The organism is Mycobacterium sp. Panama NTM2 (assembly GCF_054355555.1).
Map to the genome: position 1 here is coordinate 118,557 of NZ_JBTHXC010000005.1, position 14,966 is coordinate 133,522.

The window sequence follows — 14,966 nt, forward strand, 5'->3', positions numbered from 1 at the left end:
ATATCCTACTGCGTAGGTTAGTACTAGCTTGTGTAGTTGGAAGTGCTGGACCCATCAGTGAGCCACATCGCCCGGTGACGGGCGTCCTGCCGGGGCGGGTGCCGAGCCAGCACTCGCACCCGCTCCGGCCCAGCCCCTTCGAGCCGACCTCCGGTGCGTTAGGGAGGTGCCAGTCTCGCGGCGCGGGGAGCTGTATTGAGGTGTCACGAACGACGTCCGAGCCTGACGGTCGTCCTTAATCTGGTTCTACTACGTACGTACTTAGCAAAGTAGCTCCTCACGTTGTTGCGTGCGTTCCTGATTAAACCGATTGCGTCCCAACCCATTAAGTAACGTGTGATGTCAGGCGGGGGCGTTCATCGGCGGTTCGTGACTTGCCCAGTAGCCGGTGTTGGGTTAGCGTCTCGCCAACCAGATAACGAATCGGTAACGGCAAAGGATCGACTTCGAAGTGGTGCACCACCGACTCGCGCGACCAGACGCGCCGGCCGATCGTGGGGCCACTGACGTCACCGAGATCATCGCCTTCGGCGAGTTCGGCGCGTTGCTGGATATGGCCAATTGTCGCAGCGATCCGTTCGCTATGGACTTCGAGGTGTTGAGCGCACCGGAACTCGACGACCTCAACGATGTGGCCGATGAGTCGCCACGGCTGCTGCTCCCATCGAAAGGTGCCACGAAGGCAGCGTCACCGACCGTGCCGGCTCCCGTCGGCGGGGCACGTCTTAGGGAACGTCCACCGCCGTCTCGGGCGCAGTCGGGCGCTACCCTCCGCGCATCTGGCGGAGCGCATCGACGAACCCCCGCGGCCACCGGTGCGGTGCACAGCAGGTTGGTCATCACTGCTATCGCCGTCGGCGCGATCGCCGCCGCAGCGAACGCAGCGGTCGACGAAACCGAGGCGCAGCAGCCGGTTTTGGTCGCCGACTCTGCGGCGTCCCCGACTGCCCTCCCCGACGCCTCGGGGATGCAGATCATCCCTGTGGCAAACGGTTTCGATGCTGGGATCCATCGACAGGAATTGGCCAACGGCGCGGCCTTCGCTCAGGAGCGGGCGCAGCGGGAGGCGCGACTTCGGCGCCCCCAGTTCACCTTTCCTGCCCGAGGCATCCTGACATCGGGCTTCGGAGCCCGGTGGGGCACCCTGCACGCCGGACTCGACATCGCCAACGCCGTCGGCACTCCGATCTACGCCGCATCCGATGGCGACGTGATTGCCTCCGGTCCGACACCGGGTTTCGGCATGTGGGTCAAGATCCTTGCCGCGGACGGCACAGTTACGCTCTACGGTCACATCGACACCACGATGGTGCAAACGGGCCAGCGGGTGATGGCCGGCGACCAGATCGCCACCATGGGCAACCGAGGCAATTCGACGGGACCGCACCTGCACTTCGAGGTGCACCGCAACGGATCGGTCAAGACCGATCCGATGGCGTGGTTGGGGGAACGGGGAGTGCCTAACGGCTAGGGCAGCTGCCTGACCGTCTACACAATGCGAGCACAGCCGTCTCACGAAGACAACTCCCCAGGAGAGGCCGGGCGATCAGAGGCGGAAGGCCCGACCTGGAGTGCCGGCAGCATCGCTGATGCAGCCCGCCGCTGAAGGCTACCAGCCAGCTACTGACGTCAGTAGAATCACGTCGAGCCCGGCTGGCCGCCGCGCGATCACAGTCGGCGCCGTGCGCTCACTTCAGCGCCGGCACACCGATCGACACCGTAAGCTACCTACTGACCAATTCAGGAGGTTCGATCATGGCTCGGGTGCGTGGCTTCGGAGAGCTCGAAGCGTCGATCATGGATCGCCTCTGGAATCGTGACCCCGAGGCCGACACCACGGTCAGGGACATCTTCGACGAGTTGAGCACCGAACGCCACATCGCGTACACCACAGTGATGTCGACGATGGACAACTTGCATGGCAAGGGTTGGCTGTCGCGTGAACGCGACGGCAAGGCGTATCGCTACCGGCCGACCCTGACTCGCGAGGAGCACAGTGCACGACTCATGTTGGAGGCACTGAGCGGCGGCGGTCGGTCGGAGGCGGTCCTGAGTCATTTCGTGGCGCAGATCGATGCAGAGGAATCCGCTGACTTGCGTGCTGCGCTGCGGCGCCTGGCCCGCAAGTCAGGTCGCCGATGACCGTCGCGGCGGCTTTGCTGCTCTATGTCGCGGCGGTCCTGGCGATCGCACCGAAGCTGCTGGTCCATATCACCGCCGACGGCGGGGCTCCGCGCCTGGCGATAGCCGCGTGGATCACCGCTGTCGTGACGGTGCTCGGCTGCTCGGTTGCCGCCGTCGCGCTGCTGCTCATCGAGGCCGCTGGGCATTGGGACAGCCCCGACGCGCTGCTCGTCACGTGCCTAGAACGTCTGCGCGCCATTCTCGTCGGCCACGCCGGGTGGCCGGCGCGAATCGTCGCAACCGTCGCGGTGGCCATCGCGGTCGGAAGTCTGATCGCCGTCGTCATTCGAATAGGCCGCGCTCTGGGCCGGATGCGCACCCACACCTTCGCGCACGCCGACGCCGTGCGCCTGGTGGGCCGTTCACATGGCAGCGACGTCGTGGTCATCGAGGCAACCGAGCCTGCGGCGTATTGCGTGGCGGGACGCCCACCGGCGATCGTGGTGACCTCCGCAGCTCTGGCCGCGCTCGATGAAAACCAACTGGCGGCCGTCGTGGCCCACGAGCGTGCTCACCTCGACGGCCGGCACGCCTACATCGTCGCTGCGACGCGCGGCCTGACCGCCGCGCTGCCCACATGCGGGCTCTTCGCGAGCGCAGCCAGCCACGTCAGTTCTCTGTTGGAAATGTGCGCCGACGATGCGGCCGCTCGTCGCCACGGCCGTCAGCCGCTGCTCGCAGGCTTGTTGACCCTCTCTGGCGCCACCGCCCCGGCTCACGGTCTGGCCGCCGCCGGTATCGCCGTGCTCGCCCGTGCCGAGCGGTTGTCGAAGCCACCACGACGCTTCGCCCGCATCCAGACCCAAGTCACGCTCAGCGGTGCGGTGGCGGCGATGGCCGCCACACCGTTGGCGATCGTCACGCTGTCGCTATCGGGCGTACTGATCTGCTTCGCGTGAGCGGCTCACCGCGCTCAAGGACTTCACGACATTCTTGGCGCATCCAAATACCGTGCTGCACGGCGTCATTGCGCCGTAAATGCGGCTATGGCAGGGTTCGTGGCGCTTCTGCGGCTGGCTAGAAGTGCGGGAGGTCGGCCATGCCCGCAAGGTGAGCGGCGGCGGGGTCGGCCACAAGCATGGCCAACACCGCCAAACTCAGGGCCAACAGTAGCGCCGTCGCGATCCATCGGCGAGCCAGTCGGCCCGTCGGCCGCACGTGGCGCTGCTGAGGCCAACTCGACCGCGGTCCGTGGCAGGACACGGCCAGTGCACTCTTCACACCACCAATCTACTATGTGACTACGTATGTGGCCATTGCTTCGCATTCTTGCGTTACGAGGTTCGGCGATGGGGTCACCAACACGGTGTAGGCGGCCTTCTGACCGGGCTTCGGCGGGCAACGATGTCACCGTCGCTCCATGCAGGCGGCGATGAAAGGGACCGCGTGCGCGACGATCTGAGAACGGGCACCGGGCGACCGGTCCGCGCGGCGTGGGTGGCACTCGCAGGTGTGACGATGATCGTCGTCGCGGGCTGCGGCGACACGGGCCGTGTGTCGTCGCCGGGTCCTTCGAGCGCCGCGGGTGCCGTCGCCGACCAGCCGCACACTCGGTTCGACGTCTTGTTCGCCTTCGACATCATCGACCACAGCGGTCAAGCTGTTGCATTGAGCAATTCGACCACCGTCAAGCAAGGCATCGCACCCGAGATCCGGGACATCGCCAGACAAATCAGCGCGGGCAGCACCACCTACGTCAACGAGCTGCAGGCGCTCCTCGTCGATTGGGGATTCACCCCCATGACCGTCGGGCCCCGTCCTGCGGCGGGCAAGCCCAACGTCGCAGTTGCGCCGGGTGAACATCCGCTCGCCGTGGACGCCGACGTCCGTCGCGTCACCGGCGCGACCGGGACGGGTGCGGCGGGCCAATATCTGGAGTTGATGATCCGACAGCACCGTTTCACGATCTCGGCCGCGCGTGACCAGCTGGAAGCAGGGTCGAATCCTCGGGCGATGGCGATCGCGCGATCGCTCATCGAAAGCCAGCAAAGCGAGATCTCCGTCATGGAGACCCTGCACCCCTGACGATGTCGCTGGCGACCTGGGTCTGGCGTCGAATTGATGGCCGCCGCGTTGTCGTCACGGCGTCAGTCGTGCTCGTTGGCGGTGCTCGGCACGTCGGTCGGTGGTCGCCGCTGTTGGTGCAGTCCGCGCAGAAACGCGTTGTAGGCCGCCAGTTCCGCGTCGTCGCGTTCGACGTCGGCCTCTCTTTTCTTCGACTCCGACTCCTCATCACGGCGCCATCGGATGGCGAAGATCACTGTGGTCAGCAGCGCGACGGGCTCGCCGTAGGACCACGCCAAGGCGCCAGCAACCCCCTGGTCGGCGACGGGGTCGACGTTCCAGTCCGGCGGAGGTTGGGCGAAGGTCTCGGTGAGCGTCCGCGGTGCCATCATCAGGATGACGCCGATGAAGACGTGCAGCGGCATTTCGACGAAGATGTCGAAGAAGCGGCCCAGGTTGCTCTGCCGGACCGGCAAGGGACCGATCGACAGGATCGGCAGGATGAACAACATACCGCTGGTGAGGAAGAACACCTGCAGTGTGACGTGTCCGGCCACGCTGGACGCCGCCGCGTCGAAGAGGTCGGAAAGGTACAGGCCGTAGTAGCTCAACAGGAACACCGGAATGGTGAAGCCGGGGTGCAGCACGACCCTGCTCGCCCGGCAGCGCAGGCCGCCCAGCGCGGCGATCACGACGTAGCGTCCGAGTCCACGATGAGGCGTGGACCTGAGGAGCAGCCGGCCTGGCGCACCCAGCACGAGCAGCGGCGGAACGAGGATCGACAGCGTGAGGTGCTGGAACATGAAGGCACTGAACAGTCGGTAGCCGTAGCCGTCGATGGCCAGGCCCGTCACCGCCGCCAAGGCGATACAGCCGGCCAGGAAGCTCGCCGTGCGCGTCCACGCCCACTGGCGGCCCCGGGATCTGACGACTCGAACGGCAAGCAGGTACCACACCGCCAAAACAATTGCCATTACAGGCAGTATCGGAACCGGTGGCGGTAACCAACCGAGCATCGCCCAAAGCGACGGCGGTGAGGTGGGGAGCACCACCTGACCGATCACGGGGCAGCCCACCATCGAGTCGCGGCGTTGCGCCCGAGTGTCGGCCGCGCCCCGCGGCGACGTGCAGCCGGGGCGGGGTCGCCGTTCATCGCGGGGGCCCTGAGCCGGTTGTGGTCTCGGCAGCGAGGCGACGGACCACCGGTTCGAGATCCTCGGCGAGCAGCGCCCGCAGGAACACCGCGGCGACGCGATGCAACCGGTCCAAAACGATGGTGGACGGGATGACGGTGGTGGGATATCTCGCGCCCAAGGCGATCATCGTGCGCATCGGTGGGTCGTAGATCGACGGGAAGGTGACCTTGCGATCGACGATGAAGTCAACCGCAGCTTGGCGGTTGTTGTCGCGGACGTCGATGCCCAGGAAGACGACTCCCTCGTCCCGGGTCGCGTCGTACACCCTTTGCAGTTCCGGCATCTCGGTGCGACAGGGACCGCACCACTGACCCCACACGTTGATCACCACCACCTGCTCGGCGAAGTCATCGAGTGACAACGTGCGGTCGGGGTACATCAGGTCGGGTCCGCGTATCAGCCCCGGGCGACCACGACTCTGCGGCGGGTCGTAGAAAATGTCGACCTGCCCGCCCGGCGACACGAACTCGAACGTGCCACCCTGCGCGACGGCGTCGTCTCCGCTGGAGCATCCGGACACTGCGGCGCCGAGCAGTACCGCGCTCAAACCCGCGGCGATGCCACGCCGTACCACCAGTGACCAATGTGTCGGGGGTCGCCTCCGTCGCCGACGCTCAACGCCCACGTCCAGCCTTGACGGCGACGTTCGGGGTCCATCGGTGAATCGACGAGTCATTCAAGTGCCACTCACGCTGGGTTGCTCCGATACGGGCCCGCCGACTCGAAGCCGCGCGACGTGGTACGTGACCGGTGCATCGACACGACGACCTCCGTACTGGACGTTGGGCGCAGGCACCGCGGCCGCTCGGGCGAGCACCGGCGGCGCCCCTGCCGCCAGGGCCGGTCAGCCCGGCACCTTCTACGTAGAGACTACGTAAATGGTAGCGCAATGGCTCCACGGCGAATGACGGGACGACATTGATGAGGCGTATCGACCACGCGGGCGATCTATCGGCGCAGGAGCGTCTGGTGGCCGACGCCAACGCTGTTGGCAATCGTCGGCGGAGCCGCAATCATCAGAGCGTGCAGCGGTCTACCAACGCCGCGGCAGGCGCAGCGATCCGAAGGGTCGTCGATAAGGGCACCCCTTGCGATCTGCTCGTTCCGGACCTGCAGACGTCGGTCACCGAGGGCGACGTCGGGGATCGGTGGAGTCGCCGGTTACGGTCAGCGCTGCTGCCGGCGTGCTGGGCGTGACGGGGTGGTCTCGACCGCCGACGACACCACCGAGACGATGACCGTGGGCAACGGGCGTCAAGACGATGCCATCTCCACGGGCTAGGACAGACGCCGACCGAGAGGGGCACCTATTTGTTTTGTCCGACGGCTGATCATCCACTCGCCGTTCAGGTCACGGGCCTCGGGTGAGGTGATGGCGTACGGGTTTGCCCGCTCTCAGCATGATGACGGCAATCGCGACCAGTCCGGCGACGGCGCCCACCAGGATCCACAGCGCCGGGCTTGCGCCGTCGGGTTGTTGGCCGGGGTGCGTGTCGTCGTAGGAGTGTTTGGCGGGTGTTGGGACGCCGGGGCGTGGTGGGGCGATCGAGGAGGTCTGCGCCGACGACGGCTCCGCGGCGACGGACGGCGCGCCGGTCGAGGCGAGTCCGAGGAGTGTGGCGGCGACTACGACGACGAGGGCCGCTCGCGCGGGCCACCTCCCGGCCTGCGGGGGTCGTCTACAGCACCAGCGCGGAATGCCCTTGATCATCTCACGAAGTAGATGGTGGCAAAGAGCGCGATCCACACGATGTCGACGAAGTGCCAATAGTAGGACACCACAATGGCGGCCGTCGCTTGGGCGGGGGTGAACTTGCTCATGCGCGTGCGCACCAGCAGCAGGATGAAGGCGACGAGACCGCCGATCACGTGCAACCCGTGGAAACCCGTGGTGAGGTAGAAGACCGACCCGTACGCGCTGCCGGCGATCGTCGTTCCCTCACGCACCAGGCTGATGTATTCGTATCCCTGGCCGAGCACGAAGATCAATCCCATGAGCAAGGTGACGACGTACCACCGGCGCAGGCCGAACACGTCGCCGCGTTCAGCGGCGAAGACACCCATCTGACAGGTGAACGACGACGCGATGAGGATCAGGGTCACCGGCACCGCGAGCGCGAGGTTCAGCTCGGTGGGCGGGGGCGGCCACTCATCGGCCTGGGCGCGAGCGGTGAAGTACATCGCGAACAGACCGGCGAAGAACATCAACTCACTGGACAACCACACGATCGTCCCCACGGCAACCATGTTGGGCCGATTCAGCGAATGAACCCGTGCCGTGATGGCGGTGCCACTTGTCATGTCGTCCCTCGTCAAGCCAAGTCCGCAGACGGTCTACTGAGTCGCTACCTACTATTGCACACAGTAAATGTGCGATAGTTGCATCGTTGGATGCGTGGTGCGATTCGACCGGAACATTCAGCGGGAGTTCGCTTTTGAGCCGCGCCCGGCGCGACGGAGCATGCGCAATGGGCGCGTACGGCCGATGAGCATCGCTGTGGGCGTGGACATTGAACGCGGTTACTCGTAATCTTTCCGTGACCTACGTAGCTAGACCATAGATGTCCCTGCGGTGTAAGGACTGTGTTTTGAGAATGAACCGCCCTGCCGCGGTATGCCGCTCGGCGGGTGCTCTCGTCGTGGCGATCGTGCTGGCACTGACTCTCGGCGACTCTGCCGGCACTGGGTGGGCCGACCCGGCTGCCGACGCCCTGGCTCGATTGACGGAGTTCTCTCGAGAAGCCGAGCGGACCACGGAAGCGGTGTATGCGGCCGAACTGGAACTCGCGGGGAAACTCGGGGCGCAGCGCAGGGCTGAGGATCGTCAACGCACCGAACTCGAGGCGATGACCGCGGCGCGAGCCGACCTCGGTGAGTATCAGGCCGCCGTGAATCAGGTGGCGGCCGCGTCGTACATGGGTGGTTCGACCAGCACGATCAGCGCGGCGCTGACCGCGGAGTCTCCCCAACGCCTGCTCGACGAACTCTCCTCGAGCAGGGTGATGGCCACTCAGATGTCGGACCGCATCAGCGCCTTTCGCGCCGCATCAACCCGTGCCGACGAAGCCGCGCTCGCGGCGCAGTCATCAGCGCTGGCGGCTCGTACTGCCGCGGAGCAGGCGTCGGCCGTCCGCGCGGACCTGCAATCGAAGCAGAGCCGGCTGCGAACACAGATCGCCGAAGTAGAGGCGCTATACCGCGCACTGACCCCCGATCAACGTGCAGCGCTCGCCGGCCCTGGGCCGATGCCGCCCGCGCCGCCGGTGCCGGTGCCGGTGCCGGCCAATCCGGCCATCATGGCGATGCCCGAGGCGATACCGCCGGTGGGTCCGGGTCCGTCCAGCTCACCCGAGGGGACCGGGGTCGCGCAGGCGGCGTTGACCCGTGTGGGTGCGCCCTATTCGTGGGGTGCAACAGGACCAGATGCCTTCGACTGCTCGGGGCTCATCAAGTGGGCGTTTCTGCAGAACGGTAAGTCGCTCCCGCGGTCGAGTCAGGCGCTCGCGGCGGGCGGACAACCCGTGGCGACGACCGACGTACAGCCCGGCGACATAGTCACCTTCTACTCGGACGCCTCACACGCGGGCATCTACATCGGCGATGGGAACATGGTGCACGCCTCGACGTACGGCACTCCGGTGAAGGTGGCGCCGATCTCGTCGGCGCCGATCTACAACGTGCGCCGCTACTAGCCAGCTACCGCAGCGTTGCCTGCTCCCGCGGTTCCCAGGAATGTTCCAGTCGCCGAGCCCGTCGGTACCGAACACGGTGGGTCCCGCCGTGTTTACGACTTGACGACATCGCGGCGTTTGGTGGTGTCGTAGCACTTGTTATTCAAGGGTGCTGGCGTGAGGCATGCGTGACTGACGTTGGCGTTGCCAGACGGGAACATACACTCATGTGCGCGGACCGCGTGTTGGCACGACGGACGCAAGCTCAAGGAGGATCGTGAACCTGGCCACGCGCGCCGTCATGACCACACTGGTGGCGCTGGCCTTCTGGCTGTCCGGAGTCGGAGTTGCTGCCGCGCACACCTCACTCGTTGGTTCTGACCCGGCCAAGGACGCGAGCGTAGCGTCCCCATTGACCGCCGTCGTGCTGACCTTCTCCGAGGAAATCAATCCAGCGTTCGCTGACGTCGCCGTCACCAGCGCCGATGGTCGCAACTGGGTGTCGGGCTCGGCAAACGTCGAAGGGCCGCGCCTCACGGTCGCCGTCGGGCCCGACCGACTCACAAACGGCCTGTTCACCGTCAGCTACCGCGTGGTCTCAGCAGATGGCCACCCCGTCTCCGGCTCGTACACCTTCACCATCGCCGGCGTCCCAGAACAACCGTCACCCACAACCACGCCAGCCCGTGCAGCACCCAGCACCGCTGAGCCGTCTCCTCCGGCGCCCGCGGCGACCGCAGGTTCGGACACCAAGGCGTCTGTACTCACAGCAGCCGGCGCCGGTCTGGCGCTTGGCGGTGTGATCGCGTTCTGGCAAAATAGGCGACACCGCCGGAAGAACGCAGCAGAACACCCCAGATCTGAACCCGGGCGCTCTGGAGTGCAAAACACATCACCTCCTTTCGAACGAAGAGATTGACCTCAAGCTCAATCATCACCCCCTCGCGCGTGTCATCGTCGCGGACAGCAGCGATCGCCTGACCGCACGGGCGAAGGTTCGACTGGGGTCGAGGTTTCCGATACCCCGAGCGATTATTTGATCGTCCTGGCCTGCACGCTGGCGATGATCGCCGGAATTACCTGGGGCGGTGGCCGCCTAACAACAGCGAGCCCAGGAGGAGCCCACGGGCCTATGAACCGTCGGCACAGGCCTGACGCCGCGCCAGTGATGTCCTGATACGGGAATCCGCAATCAAGAAGTGAGGCGCCCCAAGCGATCCGGGCGCTGACGGCTGCCCTTCCTCGACGGGTTGTGCGAGAAGCAGGTGTGGACCCGGCAGGCTACCGTGGCTTCAGTGAACGCCCCCGATGCCCTAACGGACGACCAGCGGCGACCGCTGCGGATCGAGATCGTCGTTGTGTTGATGGTGACGTTCGCTCTGAGCGCCTATACCGCGATCCTGGATCTGATCGAGGCGGTGCTGCTCGGCCTGGCGGGGCAGACCGTAGCGCTCAACCCGCGCCGCTCCTCGTTCGACCTCATCGATCTCGGCCTTAATCTGGCGACCGTGTTCCAACTGGTCGCTTGGGGCTTTCTCGCCGTATACCTATTGTGGCGCAGCGGTTTTGGCCCGGCAGCAATCGGGTTGGGCCGACCGCGGTACCGGCTCGACCTGCTCGGTGGCATCGGGCTCGCCGCCCTTATCGGGCTGCCCGGCCTGGCGCTGTATGTTACCGCCCGCGCATTGGGTCTCAGCGCATCGGTAGTGCCCTCGGAACTGAACGACACGTGGTGGCGCATCCCCGTCCTCATTTTGGTGTCGTTCGCCAACGCCTGGGCCGAAGAGATCATCGTGGTGGGCTTTCTGCTCACCCGGCTGCACCAACTGCGGGTCCGCCCGTCCACCGCGCTGGTGCTGTCAAGCCTTTTACGCGGCACATACCACCTGTATCAAGGCTTCAGCGCCGGGCTGGGCAACGTCGTGATGGGTCTGGTGTTCGGCTACGCGTGGCGGCGCACCGGTCGGCTGTGGCCACTCATCATCGCCCACGGGGTGATCAACACGGTGGCCTACGTCGGCTATGCCCTGGTCGCGGATCGACTCAACTGGCTGTCTAAGTTCACCTGCAACACCCTCCTGGGCCTCTAGCCCAGACCGACCACCGGCAGCGTGGGCCTCGAGCCCCCGGCCCAGGGCAGGCAATCACAAACGCCATAGTGAAAACCCCACGGCACCATCACCGCCGGAAGTGATGGAGCGCACCGGCGATGCCTCCACCGTCACGCTGCCGCAACCTAGACGGGCCGAGGTGACCATCGATACCGATCCGAGCCGCCGACTCATTGCCTACGTAACCGTTGTGGCTCAACAACATTGGCGTCCTGATGCGGACACCAGCTCGGAAGGCCGCGTCGGCTCAGAGGCCTGCAGGAAGGCCTGGCATGGTCGTGATCTCCCGCTGCTGGGTCGCCCGGGTGATCGGGCCAGCGCGACCGCTGCTGCTCATGACGTCGAATCGCGCGGTCAGGCGACACTAGCCATCGCACCGTCGAGCCGCGGGCTCTAGCACGCGAAGGATCCGGCATACCCACTTGAGGTCGAGCGGTCGATGGGCTCTGACACCGCTCTGACGTCTGCGCCAACGTCGCGCCAAGTTGAACCCAAGGCTTCAAGCCCTGTGGCACAATGACTTCGACCAGAATGGCTTGAGGGAGTCCAGTGTCGTTGGTGCGTGTGCGGGCTGTCGCCGTTGTGGGCGCGACCGCGGTGCTGATGACGTCCAGCTGTTCGTGCCAGACCGACACCTCCGTTCCCGAAGGCGTTCCGCCGCCCGCGGGAGCCCCGGTGCCCTACATTGACTATCCTGCCCGCGGCCGACCCGCCGACCAGTTGCGCGTCTGGGCTGCACAACGGGCTCCGGCGCTGGACATACCGGCCACCGCGCTGGAGGCATATGCCTATGCGGCCAGAGTCGCCCACGTCGAGAACCCCGACTGCCAGCTGGCCTGGACGACGCTGGCGGGAATCGGCATGGTCGAGAGCCGCAACGGCACCTTTCGCGGCGCCACCATCGCCCCGAACGGGGATGTCACTCCGCCGATTCGTGGTGTGCGTCTTGATGGCTCGAACGGCAATATGCGCATCACCGACAGCGGCGGCGGCTCGCCCGACGGTGAGCCCGGATTCGCCCAGGCAATGGGTCCGATGCAATTCATCCCGGAGACCTGGCGGCTCTATGGGGTTGACGCCAACAATGACGGCATCGTCAGTCCCGACAACGTCGACGACGCTGCGCTGTCGGCTGCCGGCTACCTATGCAACCGCGGCGGCGACCTGGCGACCCCAAAGGGGTGGATGACAGCGCTGTGGGCTTACAACCAGTCCGATCCGTACGCCCGCAGCGTGCGCGACTGGGCTACCGCCTATGCCGCCGGCGACTCTCAATAGCAGCCCGAGGTCGCCGGATCCACGGGCGCGCGCATTCTGGACGCAGATGTGTAGCGACAACGGGTCGCGCATAGGATCGAACTGCCATCTGATGAGCTTCGTAAGGTCCAGCCGATGGACTCGACCGCCAGTCTGATCCACTCTGCTGATGTTTCCTTGTTATGCCGAAACCGAAAGGGACTAACGAGATGGAGAAGCAAATCATCTGGCGCGGGCGCAATGGTACTTCCAAGATCCGGCCGTCCTGCAGTTCAAGTATGTGCGCGCCTTTGCGTCGGCCGTCGACGCATCCTTCCCGACCGAAGAGACACTGGAGGCCTACCACCTTGGTGGAGGCGGCCTCACCTTCCCGCGATACCTCGCTGCTACTCGGCCAGGAACCCATAACGTGGTGTCCGAAATCGACGGCGGCGTGGTGCGCATAGACCGAGACCAACTCGGATCAGCTTCCGAGGCCGGGCTTGAGGTGCGCGTCGAGGACGGCAGACTGGGCCTTGCGCGGCTCGATGACGACAGCCGTGATCTGATCGTCGGCGACGCCTTCGGCGGCGTGAGCGTGCCTTGGCACCTGACGACTGTGGAAGCGCTGACAGACATACGTCGAGTCCTCAAAGAGGACGGTGTGTACATTGCGAATCTCATCGATTACGGAGAGCTGGCGTTTGCACGTGCCGAAGTCGCAACACTCACAGAGGTTTTCAAGTACGTCATAGTCACCGCCGAGGCCGGCGACGTCGGCGTCGATTCCGCGACGACACCCGATGGCGGCAACCTGGTCGTGCTCGCCTCCGATCGACCGGTTGACCATGACGCCCTTCAGAGGGTTCTGAATACTCGCAACACCGGGTGGACGACCGCTACCGGCAACGACCTCAGATTGTGGATCCGCGACGCCCAAGTGCTGACCGACGACTACGCTCCCGTTGATCAACTTCTCGATCCCTACCGTCAACAGAGCGGGGAGTAAATTGTCGAGGTCGGCCTTCATCGCCGACCCGTCGCCAGCTTTGCAGCGTTCCCGGTCAGACTCCTTCGCGTGTAAGGCCAGCAGGCAGCGAATTTGTCATCTGCCCGAAACCCGCTCTCTGATGCTCAGGTCCGAGTCGCACCCGGTGAGAACCAGCGGGATCGCGTCGCATGTCGCGTGACTTATCGAATACTGATCAGGGGCGCAACGCGCTGCCACCCATCCATCCGTCCCAAGGCACAGACCAATCTCCGTTCTGCCACTGTTCCAGCGGTGCGCCGCCGGTATTTCGGATCTCGACAACATCGCCTGGATTGGCAAAGTTGTAGTACCACTCGGCGTTCTCTGCGCTCAGATTCAAACAGCCTGCCGAAACGTTGGTGTTTCCCTGCGCCCACACGGTCGCTTCGCGCTCATGGAGGTAGATGCCGTCGGGACTGATCCGCACCGCGTGCGGGACGCTGATCTTGTACCCCGATGCCGAATCGACGGGCAATCCGTAGGTTGACGAGTCCATCAAGACGGGATTCTGTTTCTCCATCACCGTATAAACGCCAGGTTGCGTCCAGAACGCGATTGTCTTGCCCCCGACAGTCTGCGTCCCTCCCCGGCCCATCGATGTCGGCATCGTACGGATCAAATTGCCGTTCTCGTAAACACTGACCTGTTTGGTCGTGTCATCGGCGATCGCGACACGAGACGGCCCAATCCGGAAGCTGACCTGCCTGTCCTGTTCTCCGAATAGTCCACTACCCAGATCAGTACCGTAGAGATCGGCTTTGACCGTGACCTCAGTGCCGGAAGGATAATACTCACGGGGCCGCCAGTGCGCCTTGCGATCGTTGATCCACATCCAGGAGCCCGCCAACTGCGGCGTCGTTATGACCTGGAGGCGAGATTCGGCCGCAGCCCGGTCAGGGATATCCGCGTCGAAGGTTGCCACGATCACGGTTCCGACACCGTACACACCACCCTCCGACAGCGACGCTCCGTTGGTCATGCCCAGCCGAACTCCGACCTGGGATTGCGGTGCGACAGTAGAGAACTCCGAAACCGTCGTGACGGTGCTGGCGTCAGCGCCCCGGCCGGTCGCGCTGAGCGTATAGGACCGTCCGTATCCGAGTGGCTCGGCGGGCTCCCAGGCACGTCCGCCCTCCACCAAGCGACCCGCGACGACCCGGCCCTGTTCGTTCTGCATCCGCACATCAGTCAGGGTGCCAACTGTCGCGGTCACCTTCACTGCGCCGACGGGGACCACATCGCTGGCGCCTGTGCGGGGAAGAATCTCGATTACGGGAGGCTCGGGCGCGGCCTGCGGCGTCTGCTCAACCTCCAGGGCACCGGGCGCAACCACCGTATTCGTCAACCGAGACTTGAGAGCACTTGTCTGCGATGCCGTCACGAGCACCGCGACAGCCGAGATCACACTCAGCGCAACTACCTTTCGGCGTCCAGCCAACACTTTCATCACAACTATCCGTCGGGTCGCACTCCTGCTATTACGTATCCACATAGTAATTGGTGGCGCGACCAGGTGCCGATTCGGCGCGGCGAG

General features: G+C 65.1%; 16 protein-coding genes. 10 read left to right on the forward strand and 6 right to left on the reverse strand.

All coding sequences use genetic code 11. The features are described from left to right. The first annotated feature begins 451 nt into the window (after window positions 1-451). The 3 genes from ACXYX3_RS28310 (at window position 452) to ACXYX3_RS28320 (ending at window position 3,083) form a co-directional block, all read left to right on the forward strand. Complete coding sequence (locus ACXYX3_RS28310; RefSeq protein ID WP_043416029.1) at window positions 452-1,471, forward strand: M23 family metallopeptidase; 1,020 nt, start codon at window positions 452-454, stop codon at window positions 1,469-1,471. Between the two features lie 284 nt (window positions 1,472-1,755). Further along, window positions 1,756-2,142, forward strand: coding sequence for a BlaI/MecI/CopY family transcriptional regulator (locus tag ACXYX3_RS28315; protein ID WP_011893696.1), 387 nt, complete (start codon window positions 1,756-1,758; stop codon window positions 2,140-2,142). Next, window positions 2,139-3,083, forward strand: coding sequence for a M56 family metallopeptidase (locus ACXYX3_RS28320; protein ID WP_043416033.1), 945 nt, complete (start codon window positions 2,139-2,141; stop codon window positions 3,081-3,083). Before ACXYX3_RS28315 ends, ACXYX3_RS28320 begins: the two co-directional genes overlap by 4 nt. Window positions 3,084-3,201: 118 nt before the next feature. Here ACXYX3_RS28320 and ACXYX3_RS28325 read toward each other — a convergent pair whose 3' ends face one another. Next, window positions 3,202-3,405 carry a hypothetical protein gene (locus ACXYX3_RS28325; protein WP_131705500.1) on the reverse strand — a complete coding sequence of 68 codons (204 nt, stop codon included), beginning with the start codon at window positions 3,403-3,405 and terminating at the stop codon, window positions 3,202-3,204. A 165-nt stretch (window positions 3,406-3,570) separates the two neighbouring features. Between ACXYX3_RS28325 and ACXYX3_RS28330 the strand changes: the two genes are divergently transcribed. Next, window positions 3,571-4,209, forward strand: coding sequence for a DUF305 domain-containing protein (locus tag ACXYX3_RS28330; protein ID WP_241204955.1), 639 nt, complete (start codon window positions 3,571-3,573; stop codon window positions 4,207-4,209). A gap of 62 nt (window positions 4,210-4,271) precedes the next feature. Here ACXYX3_RS28330 and ACXYX3_RS28335 read toward each other — a convergent pair whose 3' ends face one another. Together ACXYX3_RS28335 and ACXYX3_RS28340 are read right to left on the reverse strand one after the other, a co-directional pair. Then, window positions 4,272-5,267: a cytochrome c oxidase assembly protein gene (locus tag ACXYX3_RS28335; RefSeq protein WP_241204956.1), complete on the reverse strand. Its 996-nt coding sequence runs from the start codon at window positions 5,265-5,267 to the stop codon at window positions 4,272-4,274. A gap of 70 nt (window positions 5,268-5,337) precedes the next feature. After that, a complete protein-coding gene (locus ACXYX3_RS28340; protein ID WP_239736386.1) occupies window positions 5,338-6,060 on the reverse strand; it encodes a TlpA family protein disulfide reductase in 723 nt (240 codons plus the stop codon). A gap of 347 nt (window positions 6,061-6,407) precedes the next feature. Here ACXYX3_RS28340 and ACXYX3_RS28345 point away from each other — a divergent pair, with 347 nt between their 5' ends. Further along, window positions 6,408-6,581, forward strand: a complete 174-nt coding sequence (locus ACXYX3_RS28345; protein WP_241204957.1) for a hypothetical protein — start codon at window positions 6,408-6,410, stop codon at window positions 6,579-6,581. 154 nt (window positions 6,582-6,735) lie between these two features. On the opposite strand, the gene ACXYX3_RS28350 is transcribed toward ACXYX3_RS28345, so the two are convergent. Together ACXYX3_RS28350 and ctaE are read right to left on the reverse strand one after the other, a co-directional pair. Then, a complete protein-coding gene (locus ACXYX3_RS28350; protein ID WP_239736384.1) occupies window positions 6,736-7,095 on the reverse strand; it encodes a hypothetical protein in 360 nt (119 codons plus the stop codon). After that, window positions 7,092-7,685 carry an aa3-type cytochrome oxidase subunit III gene (ctaE, locus tag ACXYX3_RS28355; protein WP_043416037.1) on the reverse strand — a complete coding sequence of 198 codons (594 nt, stop codon included), beginning with the start codon at window positions 7,683-7,685 and terminating at the stop codon, window positions 7,092-7,094. Before ctaE ends, ACXYX3_RS28350 begins: the two co-directional genes overlap by 4 nt. Window positions 7,686-7,978: 293 nt before the next feature. Between ctaE and ripC the strand changes: the two genes are divergently transcribed. The 5 genes from ripC (at window position 7,979) to ACXYX3_RS28380 (ending at window position 13,411) form a co-directional block, all read left to right on the forward strand. Next, window positions 7,979-9,076: a peptidoglycan hydrolase RipC gene (gene ripC, locus ACXYX3_RS28360; protein ID WP_239736383.1), complete on the forward strand. Its 1,098-nt coding sequence runs from the start codon at window positions 7,979-7,981 to the stop codon at window positions 9,074-9,076. Between the two features lie 256 nt (window positions 9,077-9,332). After that, entirely contained in the window at window positions 9,333-9,974 is a 642-nt protein-coding gene (locus tag ACXYX3_RS28365; RefSeq protein ID WP_239736382.1) for a copper resistance CopC family protein, read from the forward strand. A 367-nt stretch (window positions 9,975-10,341) separates the two neighbouring features. After that, window positions 10,342-11,145 carry a CPBP family intramembrane glutamic endopeptidase gene (locus ACXYX3_RS28370; protein WP_239736380.1) on the forward strand — a complete coding sequence of 268 codons (804 nt, stop codon included), beginning with the start codon at window positions 10,342-10,344 and terminating at the stop codon, window positions 11,143-11,145. Between the two features lie 624 nt (window positions 11,146-11,769). Further along, window positions 11,770-12,444 (forward strand): lytic transglycosylase domain-containing protein, encoded by a 675-nt coding sequence (locus ACXYX3_RS28375; protein ID WP_255730384.1) that lies wholly within the window; start codon window positions 11,770-11,772, stop codon window positions 12,442-12,444. A 205-nt stretch (window positions 12,445-12,649) separates the two neighbouring features. After that, window positions 12,650-13,411, forward strand: a complete 762-nt coding sequence (locus ACXYX3_RS28380) for a fused MFS/spermidine synthase (RefSeq protein WP_255730385.1) — start codon at window positions 12,650-12,652, stop codon at window positions 13,409-13,411. 196 nt (window positions 13,412-13,607) lie between these two features. On the opposite strand, the gene ACXYX3_RS28385 is transcribed toward ACXYX3_RS28380, so the two are convergent. Beyond that, a complete protein-coding gene (locus tag ACXYX3_RS28385; protein ID WP_255730353.1) occupies window positions 13,608-14,879 on the reverse strand; it encodes a L,D-transpeptidase in 1,272 nt (423 codons plus the stop codon). Between the last annotated feature and the right edge of the window lie 87 nt (window positions 14,880-14,966).

What these genes read in the sequence shown, in the direction of transcription:
- ACXYX3_RS28335 (WP_241204956.1), bottom strand. Translation starts at nt 5,267, where the DNA reads ATGGTGGGCTGCCCCGTGATCGGTCAGGTGGTGCTCCCCACCTCACCG.
- ACXYX3_RS28315 (WP_011893696.1), top strand. Translation starts at nt 1,756, where the DNA reads ATGGCTCGGGTGCGTGGCTTCGGAGAGCTCGAAGCGTCGATCATGGAT.
- ACXYX3_RS28385 (WP_255730353.1), bottom strand. Translation starts at nt 14,879, where the DNA reads ATGAAAGTGTTGGCTGGACGCCGAAAGGTAGTTGCGCTGAGTGTGATC.
- ACXYX3_RS28320 (WP_043416033.1), top strand. Translation starts at nt 2,139, where the DNA reads ATGACCGTCGCGGCGGCTTTGCTGCTCTATGTCGCGGCGGTCCTGGCG.
- ACXYX3_RS28350 (WP_239736384.1), bottom strand. Translation starts at nt 7,095, where the DNA reads ATGATCAAGGGCATTCCGCGCTGGTGCTGTAGACGACCCCCGCAGGCC.
- ACXYX3_RS28375 (WP_255730384.1), top strand. Translation starts at nt 11,770, where the DNA reads ATGACGTCCAGCTGTTCGTGCCAGACCGACACCTCCGTTCCCGAAGGC.
- ACXYX3_RS28340 (WP_239736386.1), bottom strand. Translation starts at nt 6,060, where the DNA reads ATGACTCGTCGATTCACCGATGGACCCCGAACGTCGCCGTCAAGGCTG.
- ctaE (WP_043416037.1), bottom strand. Translation starts at nt 7,685, where the DNA reads ATGACAAGTGGCACCGCCATCACGGCACGGGTTCATTCGCTGAATCGG.
- ripC (WP_239736383.1), top strand. Translation starts at nt 7,979, where the DNA reads ATGAACCGCCCTGCCGCGGTATGCCGCTCGGCGGGTGCTCTCGTCGTG.